Origin of the sequence: Microbacterium sp. JB110, from assembly GCF_003335195.1 — a bacterium.
Lineage (GTDB): Bacteria > Actinomycetota > Actinomycetes > Actinomycetales > Microbacteriaceae > Microbacterium.
The window spans coordinates 90,512-108,460 of sequence record NZ_QPGM01000001.1 but is presented as its reverse complement, the minus strand read 5'-3'; the positions used below and the strand labels follow the sequence as shown (position 1 = coordinate 108,460).

The window sequence follows — 17,949 nt, the reverse complement described above, 5'->3', positions numbered from 1 at the left end:
TACTCAGCTCGCGGGTCGCGCGATCAGCGGGCGAGGAGGTCGTAGGCGTGCTGCAGGTCGGGCGGGTAGGGGGACGCGAACTCGACCCGGTCCCCTGTGGCCGGGTGCTCGAACGCGAGGCCGTGCGCGTGCAGCCACTGGCGCGTGAGGCCGAGCCGCTCGGACAGCGTCGGGTCGGAGCCGTACAGCGGATCTCCCACGCAGGGGTGGCGGTGCGCCGCCATGTGCACGCGGATCTGGTGCGTACGCCCCGTCTCGAGGTGGATCTCGAGCAGCGATGCCCCGGGAAACGCCTCGATCGTCTCGTAGTGAGTGACCGAATCCTTGCCGTCCGGCATGACCGCGAACTTCCACGAGTGGCTGCGGTGTCGGCCGATGGGTGCGTCGATGGTGCCGACGAGCGGATCCGGGTGCCCCTGCACGATCGCGTGATAGATCTTGTCCACGGTGCGCTCCTTGAAGGCGCGCTTGAGCTGGGTGTACGCGTACTCCGACTTCGCGACGACCATGAGCCCGGATGTGCCCACGTCGAGCCTGTGCACGATGCCCGCCCGTTCGGCTGCTCCGGATGTCGCAACGGAGACACCCAGCCCCATCAGAGCGCCGACGACGGTCGGTCCCTCCCAGCCGGGAGAAGGGTGAGCGGCGACGCCGACGGGTTTGTCGACGACGACGAGATGCTCGTCCTGGAAGATGATGCCGAGCTCCGGGACCACCTCGGCCACGGCCTTCGGCTCCTCGCGCGGAGTCCACGCCACGTCAAGACGCGCCCCGGCGGTGACACGGTCCGACTTCCGCACACCGCGGGCGTCGACGAACACGCCCCCCGACTCCGCGACGTCCGCGGCGAAGGTTCGGGAGAACCCGAGCAGCTTCGCCAGCGCGGCGTCCACGCGCACACCGTCGAGCTCATCGGGAACCGTCAGGCTCCGAGACTCCATCAGGAGGCGTCCCCGGTCGTCGTGCGACCCGTGCGACCTTCGTCCATGCTGTCGTCCGCACGGGAGACTTCACTCTCGCCGTCGCCGGTTTCGCCGGCGTCCGGCGCATCGTCGACTTCCGGCACGGCGTCGTCTTCGCCGTCCCCCTCGTCGCCGTCGTCCATGGCCGGCTCTTCGGCGTCACCCCGATCGTCGGCATCCGGTGCGTTGTCGTCGTCCTCGTCCTCCGCACCGGAGGCGTCGCCGTCGCTCGCGTCCTCCGCGTCGCCCTTCTTGCGGACGCGGGTGCCGTCGAGTTCGAGGCCGATGATCAGCAGCAGGGCGACAGACGCCATGCCGCCGACGATGAAGATGTCGGCGACGTTGAAGATCGCCGCGTTCGGCGTCCAGAACCACATCCACGGCGTCAGGATGAAGTCGACGACGTGACCGACCGCGAAGCCCGGGTCGCGGAACAGCCGGTCGCCGAGGTTGCCCAGGACTCCGCCGAGGAGCAGTCCGAGGACGACGGCCCAGAGCCTGGACCGCACGCGCCGGATCGCGAGGTAGACGATCACGCCGGCGACGATCGTCATCGCGATCGTGAAGATCCACGTGACGCCCTCGCCGAGCGAGAAGGCGGCCCCCGGGTTGAACACGAGGACGAACTGCAGCGCCTCCCCCGCGATCTGCGTCGTCACGCCCGGTTCGAGGTGAGTGAGGACGAAGTGCTTGCTGAACTGGTCGGCGGCCAGCACGACCAGCGCAAGAAGTGCGATGGTGGTGCTGGCCGCCGCCGGACGAATCGGTGCGCGAGCGCTCAAGACGGCAGTCTTAGAGACCGATCGCCGACACGGGCGTCTCGGAGGACGAGGTGCTCGTCGTGTCGAGGTCCTTCAGCTTGCCCTCGAAGTAGCCGCGCAGCTCCTGACGGTAGTCGCGCTCGAACGTGCGCAGCTCGGTGATCCGCTCTTCGAGCGTCTTCCGCTCGGTCTCGAGCTTGGAGCGAACCTCGTTGCGCTCCTTCTTCGCGCCGCGCACGATGTCATCGGCTTCGGTCTTCGCCTCGCCGACGAGACGCTCCGCCTCGCCCTGGCCCTCCGCGACGTGCTCGTCGTGCAGACGCTGGGCGCGCTCGAGGATGCCGAGTGCGTTGGTGCTCGCTGAGCCGGCCGATGCGTCCTCGGCTGCCGGGGCGGCCTGCGCGGGAACGGGTGCGGGTGCGGGCGCGGCCTGTGCCGGCGCGCCCTCGAGCTGCTGCTCGAGCTCGGCGACGCGGGCCTTCAGCTCATCGCGCTCCGCGATCGTGGTGCGCCACTCCTTGACGATCTCATCGAGGTAGTCGTCGACCTCTTCGGGGTCGAAGCCCTCCTTGAAGCGAACGTTGCTGAACTCCTTGGTGACGACGTCATCCGGGGTCAGTGCCATGGGTAACTCCTCGTGAAATTGAGATGGTCAGTGGCCACGGGCATCGGCCTGGGCGCAACTTGCGAGTGCAAGCATAACCGTTGGTGCCTGAAGTGGGCCGGTGGACAGGGGCTGCGTCGCGCGCTCAGGTACGAGAGAGCACGCTCGTGATCGACATCAGAATGATGCAGGCGAACATCACCAGCATGAAGGAGAAGTCGATGGAGACCTGGCCGAGTCGGAGCGGAGGGATGAATCGACGCAGGAACTTGATCGGCGGATCGGTGACGGTGTACACGATCTCTGCCAGCACGAGGCCGGCTCCCTTCGGGCGCCATCCGCGATTGAACAGCGGGATGTAGCTCAGGATGAGGCGCGCCCACAGCACCAACAGGTACACGACGAGCAGGCCGTAGACGACCGTAAAAATCCAACCGATCACATGTATGAGCCTATCGCGATGCCGAGCTGTGCACGTGCACGCGGCGTGGGCGCCGTGATCAGGACAGTGCCGCCGCTGGCGTCTCGACGTCGGCGGTGATGCTTCCGTCGCCGGAAACCGAGATGTTCTCGGGGCTGAGCAGGAACACCTTGCTCGTGACGCGCTCGATGCGCCCGTACAGCCCGAGCGAAAGACCGCTCGCGAAGTCGATGAGGCGGCGCGCATCGGCGTCGCTCATCTGCGAGAGGTTCATGATCACCGGCACGCCGTCGCGGAAGTGCTCAGCGATCGCCTGCGCATCTCGGTACTGCTTGGGATGCACTGTGACGATCTCGGTGACCGCGCCCTGTGCGGGTTGGCGCACGACGGCCGGTCGGCGCAGCGGAGTGACCGGAGCAGGCTTCTGCTCCTCCTGCTGCTCGTGACGACGCACTCGCTCCTCGCGTGCAGGCTGCTCGGCCTGCGCCGTCGTCTCGTCGTATTCTTCCTCGTCCGCAAGGCCGAGGTAGACCATGGTCTTCTTGAGCGGGTTCCCCATCGCGTCCTCCATCGTGCTGGTTGTCTCCGAGGCTATGCCCGATCGGGCCTCTGGCCCGTGATTGCCGCGCCGATTCGCAGGTGTGTCGCACCATGGGCCACCGCCTCGACGAAGTCTGTCGTCATGCCGGCGGAGATCCACCAGGCTTCCGGAACCACACCGCGCACCCGCGCGGAGTACCCGGCGAGTCGCTCGAAGGCGCGCGCCGGCTCCTCACCGAGCGGGGCGACCGCCATCACGCCCCGCAGAGCGAGCGAGGGCGCGCCGGCGATCCGCTCGGCGAGCGCCTCGAGCCCGTCAGGACTGACGCCCCCGCGCCCCTCATCGTCCGTCAGGTTCACCTGCACGAGAACGTCGAGCACGGATTCGCCCTCTCCCGCTCGCTCCAAGGCGTCGACGAGGCGTTCCCGGTCGACCGAGTGCACAGCACTCGCAACACGACGGATCGCGCCGGCCTTCTTCGTCTGCGCCTGCCCGATGAAATGCCACGCGATGTCGAGATCCGCGCAATCGGCGCTCTTCGCCGTCAGCTCCTGCTGACGATTCTCCCCGACGTCGCGCACGCCTTCGGCGGCGAGCTCCCGGATGAGCGAGGCCGGATGGAACTTCGTCACGACGATCCTGGTGATTTCACCGGGATCCCGCGCCGCTGCCCGCGCCGCATCCGCGATGCGTGCATCGACGTCGGCGAGGCGATCAGACAGGCTGTCTGTCATCATCGCCGTCCGGCGCCCGTTCCGGTGCCGCAGATCGACCTGGACGTCGAGATCTGCATCGATCTCCGACACCGGAGCGGACCTGCCGCCTGCGCACCAGGCGATCGACGACGAGACACGCCCCGGCTCACTTCAAGAATTCGGGGATGTCGAGATCGTCTTCGAACGCGGTGTCGAATCCGCCGGAGTCCGGCACGACGGGCGGTGCCGCCTGCACGGGCACCGGCTGTTCGCGCTTGGGAGCGACGGGCTCCTCGCGGCGCTCGGTGTCGTCGCGCCTGTCCGCGGTGAAGGCGGCATCGACCGCCGGCACCTGCGGCGCCGCGGGACGGGAGACCATCTCAGGCACCTCGAGCTTCGTCTGCGGTCCGCCGCCATCGAAGCCGGCGGCGATCACCGTCACCCGCACCTCGTCGCCGAGCGTGTCGTCGATGACCGTGCCGAAGATGATGTTCGCCTCCGGATGCGCGGCCTCCTTGACCAGCTGAGCTGCGTCGTTGATCTCGAAGATGCCGAGGTTCGAACCGCCCTGGACCGACAGCAGCACACCGTGCGCACCCTCGATCGATGCCTCGAGCAGCGGCGACTCCACGGCCAGCTCCGCCGCTTTGATGGCGCGATCGGCTCCTCTGGCGGAGCCGATGCCCATCAGCGCGGAACCGGCGCCCTGCATCACGCTCTTCACATCGGCGAAGTCGAGGTTGATCAGTCCGGGCGTCGTGATCAGGTCGGTGATGCCCTGCACACCGGCGAGGAGCACCTGGTCGGCGGTTGCGAACGCCTCGACCATCGAGATGCCGCGATCGCTGATCTCGAGCAGGCGGTCGTTCGGCACGACGATGAGCGTGTCGACCTCCTCCTTCAGAGTCGCGACACCGAGCTCGGCCTGCTGCTGACGGCGGCGGCCCTCGAACGAGAACGGCTTGGTGACGACACCGATGGTCAGCGCGCCGATCGACTTCGCGATGCGCGCGACGACGGGCGCAGCGCCCGTGCCGGTGCCGCCGCCCTCGCCTGCGGTGACGAACACCATGTCTGCGCCGGCGAGAGCCTGCTCGATCTCCTCCTGGTGGTCCTCCGCAGCGCGCCGCCCGACTTCGGGGTCCGCGCCTGCGCCGAGGCCGCGCGTGAGCTCGCGGCCCACGTCGAGCTTGACGTCGGCGTCGCTCATCAACAGCGCCTGAGCGTCAGTGTTGACGGCGATGAACTCGACCCCGCGAAGGCCGAGCTCGATCATCCGGTTGACGGCGTTCACGCCGCCGCCGCCCACGCCGACGACCTTGATCACGGCGAGGTAGTTCTGGTTCTGGCTCATGCCGGCCTCCGTTAGTTGCGAACCATGGCGTGACCGGGATGAACTTTCACCCTCTACCTCAAGGTTAAAGTATTGCCCGGCAACTATTTGTTCTCCCTTGACGCTAAGCGCACAGCTCCGAGGCGCCGGGCTCGCGCTAGGCGTGTCGCCGCATCGGAGCCGATTCCGCACGGAAAGAGCGGGCGGAGCGCCCCGCGATCAGCGGACGACGACGGCATTCGGCGACGACACGTCGTATTCCTGAACACCGTCCGCCGGTCGATCCGCCATGACGTCCTCGAGCACAACCGCTTTGAGCGCGGAGTCGGATGCGTTGCCCCATACGACGCTCGCGTTCGATGCGCCGAGTGTGATGGTGACGTCGTGCGGCGAGCTCGCCGTGACCTCGGTGACCTGTTTGCGCAGCGAGGAGGGCAGCGAACGCAGCACCTGGCCGACGGCCGCGAACGCCTCGGACGACGTGCCGCCTCCGACGTCGATGACGGGCTGACCCTCCGGCTTCCCCTCTCGGGTCGACAGCGCGACCCCTGCGGCGTCGACCACCGTGTACCCGGCGTCAGTGGCGATCGCACCGACGGGCGTGCGCTCGACGAGACGCACGACCAGCTCGTGCGGCGGGTGCGACTCGACCTGATACGTCTCGATCAGCGGGAACTCGAGCATTGCCGCGCGGATCGCCGAGTGGTCCACGAGCGGCATCGGCGTGCCGATCTGATCGTCGAGCGCGGAGACGATGGCATCGGCGTCGACCGTGTCAGCGCCGACGACCGTGACCTCACGCACTGAGAAGAGCGGGCTGTAGGCGGCAGCGAGCGTGCCGACGATGAGCAGCACGACCGCACCGAGCGAGCCGATCCAGTACCAGCGCCGCCTGCGCGTGCGTACGGTGAACCGGCGCGCCTCGGCGCGGAGGGCCCGCCGCCTGGCGCGGGATGCCCGCCAGAGGTCGCGCCAGCCGATCGGCTCGTCCTCCGGAGCGTCCTCGGTTCGGTCATGACTCCCGCGGCCCTGCGCGTACCGGCCGGTGTCGTCCTCGTCGTCGGCCGCGGCACCTCGCGCTTGCTGGGCTTCCCTGCTCGGGAGTGCGCCTCGGGAGATGCGCGTCAGTCCGCTCACTCCCCCGCCGACGACCCCGTCATCGTGACCGTCGTCCGCCGCGACCGACACCGGCCCCGTCTGCTCGAGATCGGGGGCGGACGGTGCTTCTCGACGACCCGGTCGTGCCGGGCGCGCCGAGGGAAGGGGGCCTGGCCGCTTCACTCAGCGTCCTTCGACCCGGCTCTTCAACGCGTCGAGCACCTGGGGGATGATCTGGTAGACGCTGCCGCAGCCGAGCGTGATCACGAAGTCGCCGTCGCGCGCGACCGACGCGGTGTACTCGGCGGCTCGCTGCCAGTCCGCCTCGAAATGCACGTTCTCGGCGTCGGCGAAGTCCGCGCTGACGAGTTCGCCCGTCACCCCGGGAATCGGGTCCTCGCGCGCTCCGTACACGTCGAGCACGACCGTGTGGTCGGCGAGCCGCTCGAGCGTCTCGGCGAACTCGGCGTGCATGAGCTGAGTGCGCGAGTAGGTGTGCGGCTGGTGCAGCGCGATGATGCGACCGGAGCCCACGACCGTGCGGGCGGCCTCCAGACAGGCGGCGACCTCGGTCGGGTGGTGTGCGTAGTCGTCGTACACGCTCACGCCGCGCTGGGTGCCGTGCAGCTCGAACCGCCGTACGGTGCCGCCGAAGCCCTGCACTGCGCGGGCGGCGTCTGCCATCGGGTAGCCGAGCTGCATCAGCACGGCGACGGCGCCTGCCGCGTTGATCGCGTTGTGGTGGCCTGGAACGTTCAGACGCACCTCGACGTGCTCGCCCGCGTGTCTGAGCACGAACGACACCGGTCCGGACGTCACGATGTCCGTGACCCGGATGTCGGCCGACGGCGACTCGCCGAAAGTCACGACCCTGCGATGGCGGAGTCTCGAACCCACCCGCACCGCGCCGGCGTCGTCGGCGGAGATCACGACCGCCTCGCCTGCGGAGTCGGCGAACCGGACGAACGCATCGTCGAAGGCCTCATGGCTGCCGTAGGCCTCGAGATGATCGGCGTCGACGTTGGTGATCAGGGCGATGGAGGTGTCGTAGAGCAGGAAGGTCTTGTCCGATTCGTCGGCCTCGATGACGAACAGGTCGTCCTCGCCCGCGCGGCTCGAGGTGCCGTACTGCTGGATGACGCCGCCGTTGACGTAGCTCGGGTCGGCGCCGACGCCGGCCAGCGCGGTGACGATCATGCCGGTCGATGTCGTCTTGCCGTGGGCGCCCGCGACCGACACGAGGCGTCGGCCTGCGATCAGATAGTGCAGCGCCTGCGAGCGGTGCAGCACCGGGATTCCCCGCTCCTTCGCCGCGAGGAACTCTGGGTTCTCCGGCCAGATCGCCCCGGTGTACACGACGGCGTCGACGTCGCCGAGGTTGGCTGCGTCGTGACCGATCGCGACAGTCGCCCCGCGCCCTGAGAGGTCGCGCGTGTTCTGGCTCTCGGCTCGGTCTGAGCCGGAGACGGGGATGCCTGCTGCGAGGAACAGGCGCGCCAGTCCGGAGATGCCGGATCCGCCGATGCCGATGAAGTGCACGGCGCGGATGCGCTCCGGAACGGGGACGCTGAGATCTGGAGTAATCATGGCGCTTCGAGTCTAGGCAGAGCGGCCGAAAGCGAAGGCGATGGCGCGCGGTCTCTCAGCGGGCACGCAGGCAGATTCCGCTCGCGAACCGCCCCTGGATGGTTCAGAACGGTGAGAATTACGGGGCATCTCAACGAGGCCCAGGCATCTCGCGGGGTGTCGGGAGCGCTGCGTCCAGCATCCGGATGACGTTCGCCACGCCTTCGCGAGTGCCGGAGTCCTCAGCGGCTCGCGCCATCGCGGTGATGCGGTCGGCGTCACGCAGCAGCGGAACGACGCGGTCGCGGATCGCCTCGCCCGTCAGCTCGGCGTCGTCGACGATGATCGCGGCTCCGGCATCGACGGCGCTGGACGCATTCAGTCGCTGCTCGCCGTTGCCTACGGCGTACGGCACGTAGATCGCAGGGACGCCGAGCGCACTGATCTCGCTCACGGTCGAGGCTCCCGCCCGAGCGAGCACGACATCCGAGAGCGCGAAGGCGAGGTCCATGCGGTCGACGTAGCGCCGCATCGCGTAGCCAGGGGCGCCGGGATCGGCGTGCTCCGACCGATCCCCCGTGACGTGCAGCACCTGCCAGCCCGCGTCGAGCACGTCGCGCCACGCCGCGGCCATCGCGTCGTTGATCCGCAGCGCGCCCAGCGAGCCGCCGAACACCAGCAGCACAGGTTTCGCGGCGTCTAGGCCGAACTCCTCCGCGGCCTCGACGCGCTTCGCCGCCCGATCGAGGCCGGCGATCTCCGGTCGCAGCGGCATCCCGACGACCTCGCTGCGTTTCAGCGGCGTGCCGGGGAACGCCACGCCGACCCCGTGCGCCGATCGCGCGCCGAGGATGTTGGCAAGCCCCGGGCGTGCGTTCGCCTCGTGCACGACGAACGGCACCTTCTCGCGCTTGGCTGCCACGTATGCGGGCGTCGACGCGTATCCGCCGACGCCGAGTACGACGTCGACGCCGCGGTCGCGAATGTAGGCTCTCACGCGTTTCACGGCCCGCAGGAACCGGAGGGGGAACCGGAGCGCCGCACCGTTCGGACGGCGAGGAAACGGCACCTTGTCGACGATCAGCAGCTCGTAGCCGCGGGCGGGGACGAGCCGCGATTCGAGCCCCTCAGCGGTTCCGAGCACCAGGACCTCGTCGCCCGGCGCGCGTTCGCTCAACCCGTCGGCGACGGCGAGCAGGGGGTTGACGTGGCCGGCTGTTCCGCCGCCCGCGAGGAGATAGGTGGTCACCGATCGATCTTCGCAGATGCCGGAGGCGACACTTACCGCGCCGCGCTCCGTGTCCGCTGGGACTCTCCGCTGCCGATGCCGCGCTCGATCGGCGGCAGGCTCCGCGCGAGCGACATCAGCACGCCCGTGCCCAGCAGCACCGCGAGCAGCGACGTGCCGCCCGAGGAGAGGAAGGGCAGCGGAACGCCCAGCACGGGGAACACGCCGATGACGACGCCGATGTTGATGAGCGCCTGGCCGACGATCCAGATCGTCATCGTCGCCGCGACCACCCTGACGAACTGGTCGGACGTGCGGCGAACGATCCGGAATGCGGCGAAGGCGTACAGGCCGAACATCACCAGCACCACAGCGCACCCGATCAGCCCCAGCTCCTCGCCGACGATCGCGAAGATGTAGTCGTCGGCCGCGGCCGGCAGCCAGCCGTACTTCTGCTTCGAGTTGCCGAGACCGAGGCCGAAGATCCCGCCCTCGGCAAGCGCCCAGATCCCGTGCGTCGATTGATAGCACTCGTCGTAGTAATTGCAGTCCTCATTGAGGAAGCTCATGATGCGGCCCATCCGGTTCGGGCTCGCAACCGCCAGGCCGACCACCGCGACGATCGACATCAGCATCGGGATGACGAACAGCCTGAGCTTCACACCGGAGAAGAACAGCGCCGCCAGCATGATCAGGAACAGGACCATGCCCGTGCCGAGGTCCTTGCCAGCCAGCACCGAGCCGATCACGAGCGCCGACACCGGCACGATCGGCACGAACACGTGCTTCCAGTTCGTGAGCAGTCCCCGTTTGCGGTACAGGATCACGCCGAGCCAGACCACGAACGCCAGCTTGAGGAATTCCGCAGGCTGCATCGTGTACCCGGCGACGCGGATCCAGTTGCGGTTGCCGCCCGTCTCGTAGCCGAGCGGCGTGAACACGAGCATCTGCAGCGCGAGACCGAGGATGAGCGCCAGCCAGGCGACCTTCCGGAAGAACCCGACGGGGAACCGGCTCAGCACGAACATCAGCGGCACGCCGATGACGATGAACACACCGTGCTTGACGGCCCCGTCGTAGGGGCCGCCACCGGCGCCGATCGACTCGACGCTCGTGGCCGAGAGCACCATGACCGCGCCGAACGCGGTGAGGATCAGCGCGGTGGAGGCCAGCAGGACGAACTCGAGCGGGATCGCCTGGAATCTCGATCCCAGCGACACGCGGGCGAGCAGACCGCCCTTGCGGCGTGGCCCACTGCTCTCACGGGGGCGCGTCGTGTGGCTCATCGCTCCCCCTCCGCTCGTCACCCGTCGGCTTCTGTGATGTGCGCCCGCACCGCGGCTGCGAACCTGTCGCCGCGTTCGCCGTAGCTGCGGAACTGGTCGAACGATGCGGCTGCGGGGGCCAACAGCACCACATCGCCCTCGCGCGCCGCGTCTGCCGCCAGAGCGACCGCGCGCGCCATCACGTCATCAGTCTCCGCGTGGTCGACCTCGTAGACCGGCACCTGGGGCGCGTGTCGCGCGAACGCCTCGACGACCGGGCGGCGTTCGGTGCCGATCACGATCGCCGCTCGGCTCTCCGCGCCGCGATCCGCGACGAGCGCCGAGATGTCGACGCCTTTGAGCAGCCCGCCGACGACCCAGATCGCGCCGGGGTGGGCGGCCAGAGACGACCCGGCGGCGTGGGGGTTCGTCGCCTTCGAGTCATCGATCCAGGTGACGCCGTTCGACGTCGCCACGATCTGGATGCGGTGCGGGTCGAGTTCGAATCCTGCCGCTGCGCTCCGGATCGCCGGAGGCGGCACGTCGAGCGAGCGCGCAAGAGCAGCCGCAGCGAGGATGTTCTGCACGATGTGGCCTGCCGCGAGCCCGTGCTCTGCGAGCTCGGCGACCGTGCTCAGCTCGAGCGCCGATGTGCGCCGATCGTCGAGGAACGCCCTGTCGGCGAGGATCCCGTCGACCACGCCGAGATCACTGGGGCCAGGCGTGCCGAGATCGAAGCCGATGGCGCGAGCGCCGTCGACGACATCGGCGTCCTCGACCATGCGCATCGTCGCCTCGTCGGACTTGTTGTACACGCACGCGACCTTCGTGTGCCGGTACACGACGGCTTTGGCGTCACGATACGCCTCGGCGGAGCCGTGCCATTCGAGGTGGTCGTCAGCGACGTTGAGGCACACGGACGCATGAGGCGAGGGCGAACCGGCATCGTCGTTCAGCCCGAGGTACCAGAGCTGGTGGCTCGAAAGCTCGACGACGAGCACGTCGAAGCCCGCCGGGTCGCGCACCGCGTCGAGCACCGGAACACCGATGTTGCCGCACGGCGCGGCTCTCAGCCCGCCTTCGACCATCATCGTGGCGGCCAGTCGCGTAGTCGTCGTCTTCCCGTTCGTGCCGGTGACGAGCACCCATTCGGCTGGAGCGCCGTCGGCACGGGTGACCTTGTCGCGCACGCGCCATGCCAGCTCGATGTCGCCCCACAGGGCGATGCCGCTCTCGCGCACCCAGCGCACCACGGGGTGCGACGGAGGGAATCCGGGCGAGGCGACCACGACGTCCGGGGCGAAGGCGACCAGCTCATCCGGAACGTCGCGAAGCGGCCCGAGGTGCAGCTTCGCGCCGATGACCGGCACCAGGCGCTCATACTCCTGAGTCGCCGTCTCACTGACCACGAGCACGTCTGCGCCCAGCTCGGTGAGCGTGTCGGCAACGGAGAATCCCGTCGCCGCGAGCCCGAGCACGCCGACGCGCAGGCCCTTCCAATCGGCGTTCCAGCTGGTGAGCTCGTCCAGCGGCGCGCTCACCGGACCGCCAGCCATTCGACGTACACGATGCCGACGCCGGTGACGGCCAGGATGCCCGAGACGATCCACAGCCGGACGACGATCTGCGTCTCCTGCCAGCCGCGCATCTCGAGGTGGTGGTGCAGCGGACTCATCAGGAACAGCCGCTTGCCGCGGGTCGCCTTGAAGTACACGCGCTGGAGCAGGACGGAGCCGGACGAGATGACGTAACCGCCGGCGATCAGGATGCCGAGCAGTTCGGTGTGCGTGAGCACGGCCATCGCCATCACCACACCGCCGATCGACATCGAGCCGACATCGCCCATGAACACCTTCGCCTTGGGTGCGTTCCACCACAGATAGCCCACCAGGCCCCCCACGAACGCCGCCGCGATGATCGCGAGATCGAGCGGATCTCGCACCATGTAGCACGCCTCGGCCGAGGCATCGGCGAGTGCGGCGCCAGAGCACGCCTGATTGAACTGCCAGTAGGCGATGAGGCTGTATGCGCCGATCACGAAGATTCCGACGCCCGCCGCCAGGCCGTCGAGGCCGTCCGTGAGGTTGGCGCTGTTCGAGAAGCCGACGCCGAGCAGCGACAGCCAGACGAGGTACAGCAGCCACGCCAGCACCGGCGTGAAGAAGAAGAACGACAGCATCGGCAGATCGCGCACGAGCGAGATCGCGCCGCTGCCGGGGGTCTGGCCGGAGTCGTCGGGGAAATTCAGCGCGAGGATCGCGAACGGCACGATCACGATGACCTGGCCGATGATCTTCTGCCAGCTCTTCAGCCCGCCGAAGTGCTGGGTGCGCACCTTGAGGAAGTCGTCGATGAACCCGACCGCGCCGAAGCCGACCATCAGCCAGATCACGAGCCAGCCGGACAGCGTCGGCGGGATGTTCGCGGTGTAGCACCCGATCAGATAGCCCGCGATGGTGCCGACGATGAAGATCGCCCCGCCCATCGTCGGTGTGCCGCGCTTGGCACCGTGGCTCGGGTTCTCGATCGCCTCAGGGGTGCGAATGACCTGACCCCAGCCCCACGCGCGGAAGGCCCGCAGGAAGACCGGAGTGAGGAAGATCGCGAAGGCGAAGGAGATCGCGGCCGCAGTCAGTAGTGCTCTCACGAGAACAATCCTCCCAGACGGTCGCCGAGAAGCCTGAGACCTGCCGCGTTCGAAGACTTCACCAGCACCCTGTCGCCGTCGCGCAGCTCCGCTGCGAGGTAGTCGTAGGCCGCCTCAGCCGTCTCGAAGAACACGGCCTCATCGTTCCATGAGCCCTCAGCGATCGCCGAGAGGTACAGCGGCCTGGCTTCGCGCCCCACGACGACGATGCGCGGGATGCGCAGACGCACGGCGAGCAGCCCGATCTTCTGGTGCTCCTCGACGGCGCGCTCGCCCAGTTCGCTCATCGAGCCGAGCACGGCCACCATCCGCTCGTCCTCGCCCGTGATCTGAGCGAGCGTGCGCAGTGCGGCCTGCATGGCCTCGGGGCTGGCGTTGTAGGCGTCGTTGATGATGCGCACTCGATCGTTGCCCATCACCTGCATGCGCCAGCGCTCTGCCAGCTCCACCCGCTCGAGCCGCTCGGTCGCGACGGCCGGGTCGATGCCGAGCGCGACGGCGGCTGTGAGAGCCGCCTGCGCGTTCTTCACGTGGTGGGCTCCGAGCACGCGCAGGCGCAGCTCGTACCGCTCGCCGTCGACATACAGCCGGGTCTCGGTGCCGGATGCGGTGACCCGGATGTCCTCGGCGCGCACGTCGGCCGTGTCGCCGTCGCCGAACCAGCGCACGCTGAGTCCGCGCTCCGCAGCGGTGCCGGCCATCGCGGCGACGCGGGCGTCGTCGGCGTTGAGCACGGCGACGCCGCCTGGGCGCACTGCCTCGATCAGCTCGCGCTTGGCGATCGCCGTCTGCTCCATGTCGCCGAAGCCGCCTGCGTGGGACAGCCCGACCATCAGCACGATCCCGACATCCGGGGTGACGAGGCCGGCGAGCCGCGCGATCTGCCCTGACGCATCCGCACCGAATTCGCAGATCAGGAACCGCGTCGTCTCAGTGACCCGCAGCATCGTCAGCGGCGCGCCCACTGCATTGTTGAAGCTGGCGACGGGCCAGATCGTCTCGCCCGACTCGCGCAGGATCTCCGCGAGCATGTTCTTGGTGGTGGTCTTGCCGTTCGAACCCGTCACACCGACCACCCGCAGGTCACCGCCGGAGCGCACACGGGCGACGACCTCGCGGGCGAGGTCGGCCAGCGCGACGACGACATCCGGCACCACGATCTGTGAGACCGGTTCGTCCACCTCGCGCTCGACGATGGCCAGCGCCGCGCCGCCCTGCACGGCGGCGCCGACGAAGAGGTGACCGTCGGTTGCATCGCCTGGTTTGGCGACGAAGACTCCTCCCGCCGCCATGTTGCGGGAATCGGTGTCGACACCGCCGGAGACGATGGTCTCCGGTGTGTCGTCGCCGTGGGTGCGCAGAGCACCGCCGATGGTCTCGGCGATCTCCGCCAGCGTCAGCGCGATCAAGCGGTCCTCCTGCGGCCACGCATCATTTTGTCTTGGGGTAGAGAGTCGGCTCTCCGCTCGATGGCGTCACCCGGTAGGTCTTCAGCACCTGGTTGAGCGATTTCTCGAGGGCCGACACAGTGGCCGCAGACGACCTTATCGTTTTCGGCTCGTCAAGGGTGACAATGACCACGTACTGCGGGTCGTCGATCGGAGCGACGCCGACGATGCTGGTCGCGTACACCCCGGGCTTGTACCCGCCGTTGCCGTCAGATTTCTGCGCCGTACCTGTCTTGATGCCGACGCGGTAGCCTGGCACGTCGACAGTGTTGCCGCCCTGCACCGCGACGTTCTCGATCAGCGACATCACCTGATCTGCCGTCTTCTCGCTGACGATCTGCTCCGCCTCGGGCAGGTCGGGTTCGACCACCGTGCCGTCGGCGAGCGTGCAGGATTCGACCAGATGCACCGGCAGCTTCACACCGTCGTTCGCGAGCGCCTGGTAGGCACCTGCGACCTGCGGAGCCGTGACCGTGAAGGCCTGCCCGAAACTGGTGGCGTAGCGGGTCTGGTTGTCCCAGTCGTCCGCCGACCTCAGCAGGCCGGACTCCTCTCCGCCGAAGCCGACGGAGGTGCGGCTGCCGACGCCGAACGCCTCGAGGTAGTCGTGGCGCTCCGGCATGGAGAGCCGGTCGCCGAACTTCGAGATGCCGACGTTCGACGAGTCGATCAGCACGCCGGCGAGCGTGTAGTGGTAATCAGGGTGCGGTGCGGCGTCGTTCACCACCGCACCGTTGTCGAAGTACTCCCTGGTCGGCACGTACTCCGTCGACGACGGCGTCGCCTTCCCCGCGTCGAGCAGCATGGCCGCGGTGATCGCTTTGAAGGTCGACCCCGGCTCGTAGGTGGTGCGGAAGATGCGCGAGCCCCTGTCCGCAGGGTCGCTCGCGTTCACGTCGTTGGGGTCGATCGACGGCGCCTCAGCGGCGGCCCTGATCGCGCCCGTCTCGGCGTCCACGACGGTCACCGAGCCCCATTCGGCTTTCTTCGACTGCACTTCCTCGGCGATCATCTCCTGCAGATACCACTGCAGATCGGAGTCGATCGTGAGCTGCAGCGTGCCGCCGTCGGCCGCAGAATCCACGTTCTCCGTGCCTGGTATGCGCACTCCGCTGGGACTCTGCTGGAAGGTCTCCTTGCCGTTCGTCGAGGCGAGGCACTCGTTCTCGATCCGCTCGTAGCCGGCCTGCGGCCCGTCGGAGCCGACGAAACCCAGAAGGTTCCCGGCGACGGAGCCTGCGGGATACGAACGCGCCGGCTTCGGCTCGTAGGTGATGAAGGGCAGACCGAGTTCGACCAGATCGACGTACTGGGTCGTCGTGATGTTCCGCGCGAGCCGTTCCCACCGGTCGTCGGGATCGATCGCGATCGCCTCGTCGACGATCTTCTCGATGTCTTCCGCATCGCGTCCGAGGACCTCGGCGATGTCCGGCGCATACGTCGAGAACGGCACGTCGATCTCGTTGCCCTCGTCGTCGCGCGTCGTCATGTCGACAGCCAGCTTCGGATCGATGTTCGCGTCGTACAGCTGGGTGCTGCTGGCGAGCGTCTGACCGTTCGCGTCGACGATCGAGCCGCGGACGCCGTAGAGGGTCCTGCTGCCGTTGAGACCCTTGTCCGATGCCTCATCGAGGTGCTCGCTGGCGCTGACGACCTGGATATCGACCAAGCGCACGACGAAAGCCAGGATGATCACCACGACGCACGCCAGTGCGACGACGGTGCGACGCCTCGGTGAGCGGGCTGCGCTCGTTCCCTGAGTGGAGCTCATCATTCCTCGTCAGTGCGTCTCGGGGCTCGGCAGCCCCTTGTCGATGGAGGGCGGTCCCTCCGGCTCCGCCTGCGCGCCGCCCGATCCGCTTTCGCCTCCCGCATCCTCGGACTTCTCGGTCTCGATGCTCCCCGCGACCGAACGGTTGGGGTCGGTGGCGAGCGGCGTGTCGGCGATGAGCGCGTTGCCGACCTGCGACGGCGACACGTCCACACTCGAGTTCCACGTCGAGGATGCGCCCGTTCCCGTCACCTTGCCGTCGCTGAGGCGCAGGAACTTCGGCGCCCCGTCGATCACCATGCCGAGATCGGCGGCGTTCGCGGCCAAGTACTGCGGCGAGCTGAGGCCGGCGACCGCGTCCTCGAGCCCCTGCTGCTGCAGGGTGAGATCGCGGCGCTCCTGCATCAGCTCGGCGACCGCGTAGCTGTCCTGCGTGGTCAGCATGGACAGCACGATCTGGGCACCGGCGATGAGGATGACTCCGAACATCGCCACAACGGCGTACACGGTGCGTGGGCGCCGTCTGCCCTCGGGGCGTTCGAGCGCGCGAAGGCGCCGACGAGGCTCCGGAGTCTCCCCCGGCGCGTCGTCCTGGCGCCTGCGCGGCGTCGGCTGAAGCAGGAGATCGGATTCTGCGAGACTCACGTCGACTCCCTCAGCTTCTCGACGGCCCTAAGCCGCACTGGCCTGGCCCGCGGATTCCTCTCCGCCTCCGCCGCGCTCGCCTGCTCAGCGCCGCGCACGAGAGCGCGGAAGCGCGGTGAGTGCCCCGGCAGCTCGACCGGCAGCCCAGCGGGGCTCGTCGATGCTGTGGCCTCGGCGAAGAGTCGCTTGACGAAGCGATCCTCGAGCGACTGGTAGCTCATCACGACGATGCGTCCGCCGACGCTCAGCGCCTCGAGGGCCGCGGGGATCGCGCTCTCGAGCGCCGCGAGCTCCCCGTTCACCTCGATCCGCAGCGCCTGGAAGACCCGCTTGGCCGGGTGGCCTGCGTTGCGCACCGCAGCAGGCGTGGCGTCCTGCAGCACGTCGACCAGCTCACCGGAGCGAACGATCGGCGACTCCTGGCGCGTCCGGACGATGGCCCTCGCGTAGCGCGCCGAGAGCTTCTCCTCTCCGTAGCGCTCGAAGATGCGCCGCAGCTGACCCTCGGAGTAGGTGGCGATCACGTCCGCCGCCGTCGGTCCCGTCGTCGGGTCCATGCGCATGTCGAGCGGAGCGTCCTGCGCATAGGCGAAGCCGCGGTCGGCTTCATCGAGCTGCAGCGACGAGACTCCGAGGTCGAACAGGACCGCGTCCGCCGAGGCGAGACCGGCCTCGTCGAGGGCGTATCGGATGCCGTCGTAGACGGTGTGCACGAGCGTCACGCGATCGGCGAAGGGTTCGAGCCGCTCCCCCGCGATCCGCAGCGCCTGCGGGTCTCGGTCCATGCCGACCAGACGTGCGCCGGGGAATCGCGTGAGCACGGCTTCCGAGTGCCCGCCCATTCCGAGCGTGCCGTCGACGTATACGGCGCCGTCGCGCTCGAGCGCGGGTGCGAGGAGTTCGACGCAGCGGTCCAACAGGACCGGTGTGTGGATGTCGCGAAAGTTCATGATGCTCCGGTTCC

17 protein-coding genes are annotated in these 17,949 nt (G+C 68.5%); all 17 read right to left on the bottom strand.

Translation table 11 applies throughout. From position 1 onward, the window contains the following. Window positions 1-23: 23 nt before the first annotated feature. Window positions 24-941, bottom strand: a complete 918-nt coding sequence (locus CIK77_RS00490; protein ID WP_087055624.1) for an RluA family pseudouridine synthase — start codon at window positions 939-941, stop codon at window positions 24-26. Further along, on the bottom strand, window positions 941-1,744 hold the full coding sequence (lspA, locus tag CIK77_RS00485) for a signal peptidase II (protein WP_087055625.1): 804 nt from the start codon (window positions 1,742-1,744) through the stop codon (window positions 941-943). The genes CIK77_RS00490 and lspA overlap by 1 nt, the downstream gene beginning before the upstream one ends. Window positions 1,745-1,754: 10 nt before the next feature. Further along, window positions 1,755-2,348, bottom strand: coding sequence for a DivIVA domain-containing protein (locus CIK77_RS00480; protein ID WP_087055626.1), 594 nt, complete (start codon window positions 2,346-2,348; stop codon window positions 1,755-1,757). A 124-nt stretch (window positions 2,349-2,472) separates the two neighbouring features. After that, the gene (locus tag CIK77_RS00475; protein ID WP_332841599.1) at window positions 2,473-2,769 is read right to left on the bottom strand and encodes a YggT family protein; all 297 of its coding nucleotides are present in this window, start codon (window positions 2,767-2,769) and stop codon (window positions 2,473-2,475) included. 58 nt (window positions 2,770-2,827) lie between these two features. After that, entirely contained in the window at window positions 2,828-3,307 is a 480-nt protein-coding gene (locus tag CIK77_RS00470; RefSeq protein ID WP_087055761.1) for a cell division protein SepF, read from the bottom strand. 32 nt (window positions 3,308-3,339) lie between these two features. Next, entirely contained in the window at window positions 3,340-4,023 is a 684-nt protein-coding gene (locus CIK77_RS00465; protein ID WP_087055762.1) for a YggS family pyridoxal phosphate-dependent enzyme, read from the bottom strand. 127 nt (window positions 4,024-4,150) lie between these two features. Then, a complete protein-coding gene (gene ftsZ, locus CIK77_RS00460; protein WP_087055627.1) occupies window positions 4,151-5,338 on the bottom strand; it encodes a cell division protein FtsZ in 1,188 nt (395 codons plus the stop codon). 198 nt (window positions 5,339-5,536) lie between these two features. Beyond that, on the bottom strand, window positions 5,537-6,598 hold the full coding sequence (locus CIK77_RS00455) for an FtsQ-type POTRA domain-containing protein (RefSeq protein WP_249268650.1): 1,062 nt from the start codon (window positions 6,596-6,598) through the stop codon (window positions 5,537-5,539). After that, the gene (gene murC, locus CIK77_RS00450) at window positions 6,599-8,002 is read right to left on the bottom strand and encodes a UDP-N-acetylmuramate--L-alanine ligase (RefSeq protein ID WP_087055628.1); all 1,404 of its coding nucleotides are present in this window, start codon (window positions 8,000-8,002) and stop codon (window positions 6,599-6,601) included. It lies immediately after the preceding gene. Between the two features lie 130 nt (window positions 8,003-8,132). After that, window positions 8,133-9,230 carry a UDP-N-acetylglucosamine--N-acetylmuramyl-(pentapeptide) pyrophosphoryl-undecaprenol N-acetylglucosamine transferase gene (locus tag CIK77_RS00445; protein WP_087055629.1) on the bottom strand — a complete coding sequence of 366 codons (1,098 nt, stop codon included), beginning with the start codon at window positions 9,228-9,230 and terminating at the stop codon, window positions 8,133-8,135. A 32-nt stretch (window positions 9,231-9,262) separates the two neighbouring features. After that, the gene (ftsW, locus tag CIK77_RS00440; RefSeq protein ID WP_087055630.1) at window positions 9,263-10,495 is read right to left on the bottom strand and encodes a putative lipid II flippase FtsW; all 1,233 of its coding nucleotides are present in this window, start codon (window positions 10,493-10,495) and stop codon (window positions 9,263-9,265) included. Window positions 10,496-10,512: 17 nt separating this feature from the next. After that, a complete protein-coding gene (gene murD / locus CIK77_RS00435) occupies window positions 10,513-12,030 on the bottom strand; it encodes a UDP-N-acetylmuramoyl-L-alanine--D-glutamate ligase (protein ID WP_170934189.1) in 1,518 nt (505 codons plus the stop codon). Next, entirely contained in the window at window positions 12,012-13,121 is a 1,110-nt protein-coding gene (gene mraY / locus CIK77_RS00430; protein WP_087055632.1) for a phospho-N-acetylmuramoyl-pentapeptide-transferase, read from the bottom strand. Before mraY ends, murD begins: the two co-directional genes overlap by 19 nt. Then, complete coding sequence (locus CIK77_RS00425; protein WP_087055633.1) at window positions 13,118-14,530, bottom strand: UDP-N-acetylmuramoyl-tripeptide--D-alanyl-D-alanine ligase; 1,413 nt, start codon at window positions 14,528-14,530, stop codon at window positions 13,118-13,120. Before CIK77_RS00425 ends, mraY begins: the two co-directional genes overlap by 4 nt. Before the next feature lie 22 nt (window positions 14,531-14,552). Further along, window positions 14,553-16,340, bottom strand: a complete 1,788-nt coding sequence (locus CIK77_RS00420) for a peptidoglycan D,D-transpeptidase FtsI family protein (protein ID WP_087055634.1) — start codon at window positions 16,338-16,340, stop codon at window positions 14,553-14,555. 9 nt (window positions 16,341-16,349) lie between these two features. Then, window positions 16,350-16,985, bottom strand: a complete 636-nt coding sequence (locus CIK77_RS00415) for a hypothetical protein (RefSeq protein ID WP_249268651.1) — start codon at window positions 16,983-16,985, stop codon at window positions 16,350-16,352. Beyond that, window positions 16,982-17,935: a 16S rRNA (cytosine(1402)-N(4))-methyltransferase RsmH gene (gene rsmH / locus CIK77_RS00410; RefSeq protein WP_087055635.1), complete on the bottom strand. Its 954-nt coding sequence runs from the start codon at window positions 17,933-17,935 to the stop codon at window positions 16,982-16,984. The genes CIK77_RS00415 and rsmH overlap by 4 nt, the downstream gene beginning before the upstream one ends. Between the last annotated feature and the right edge of the window lie 14 nt (window positions 17,936-17,949).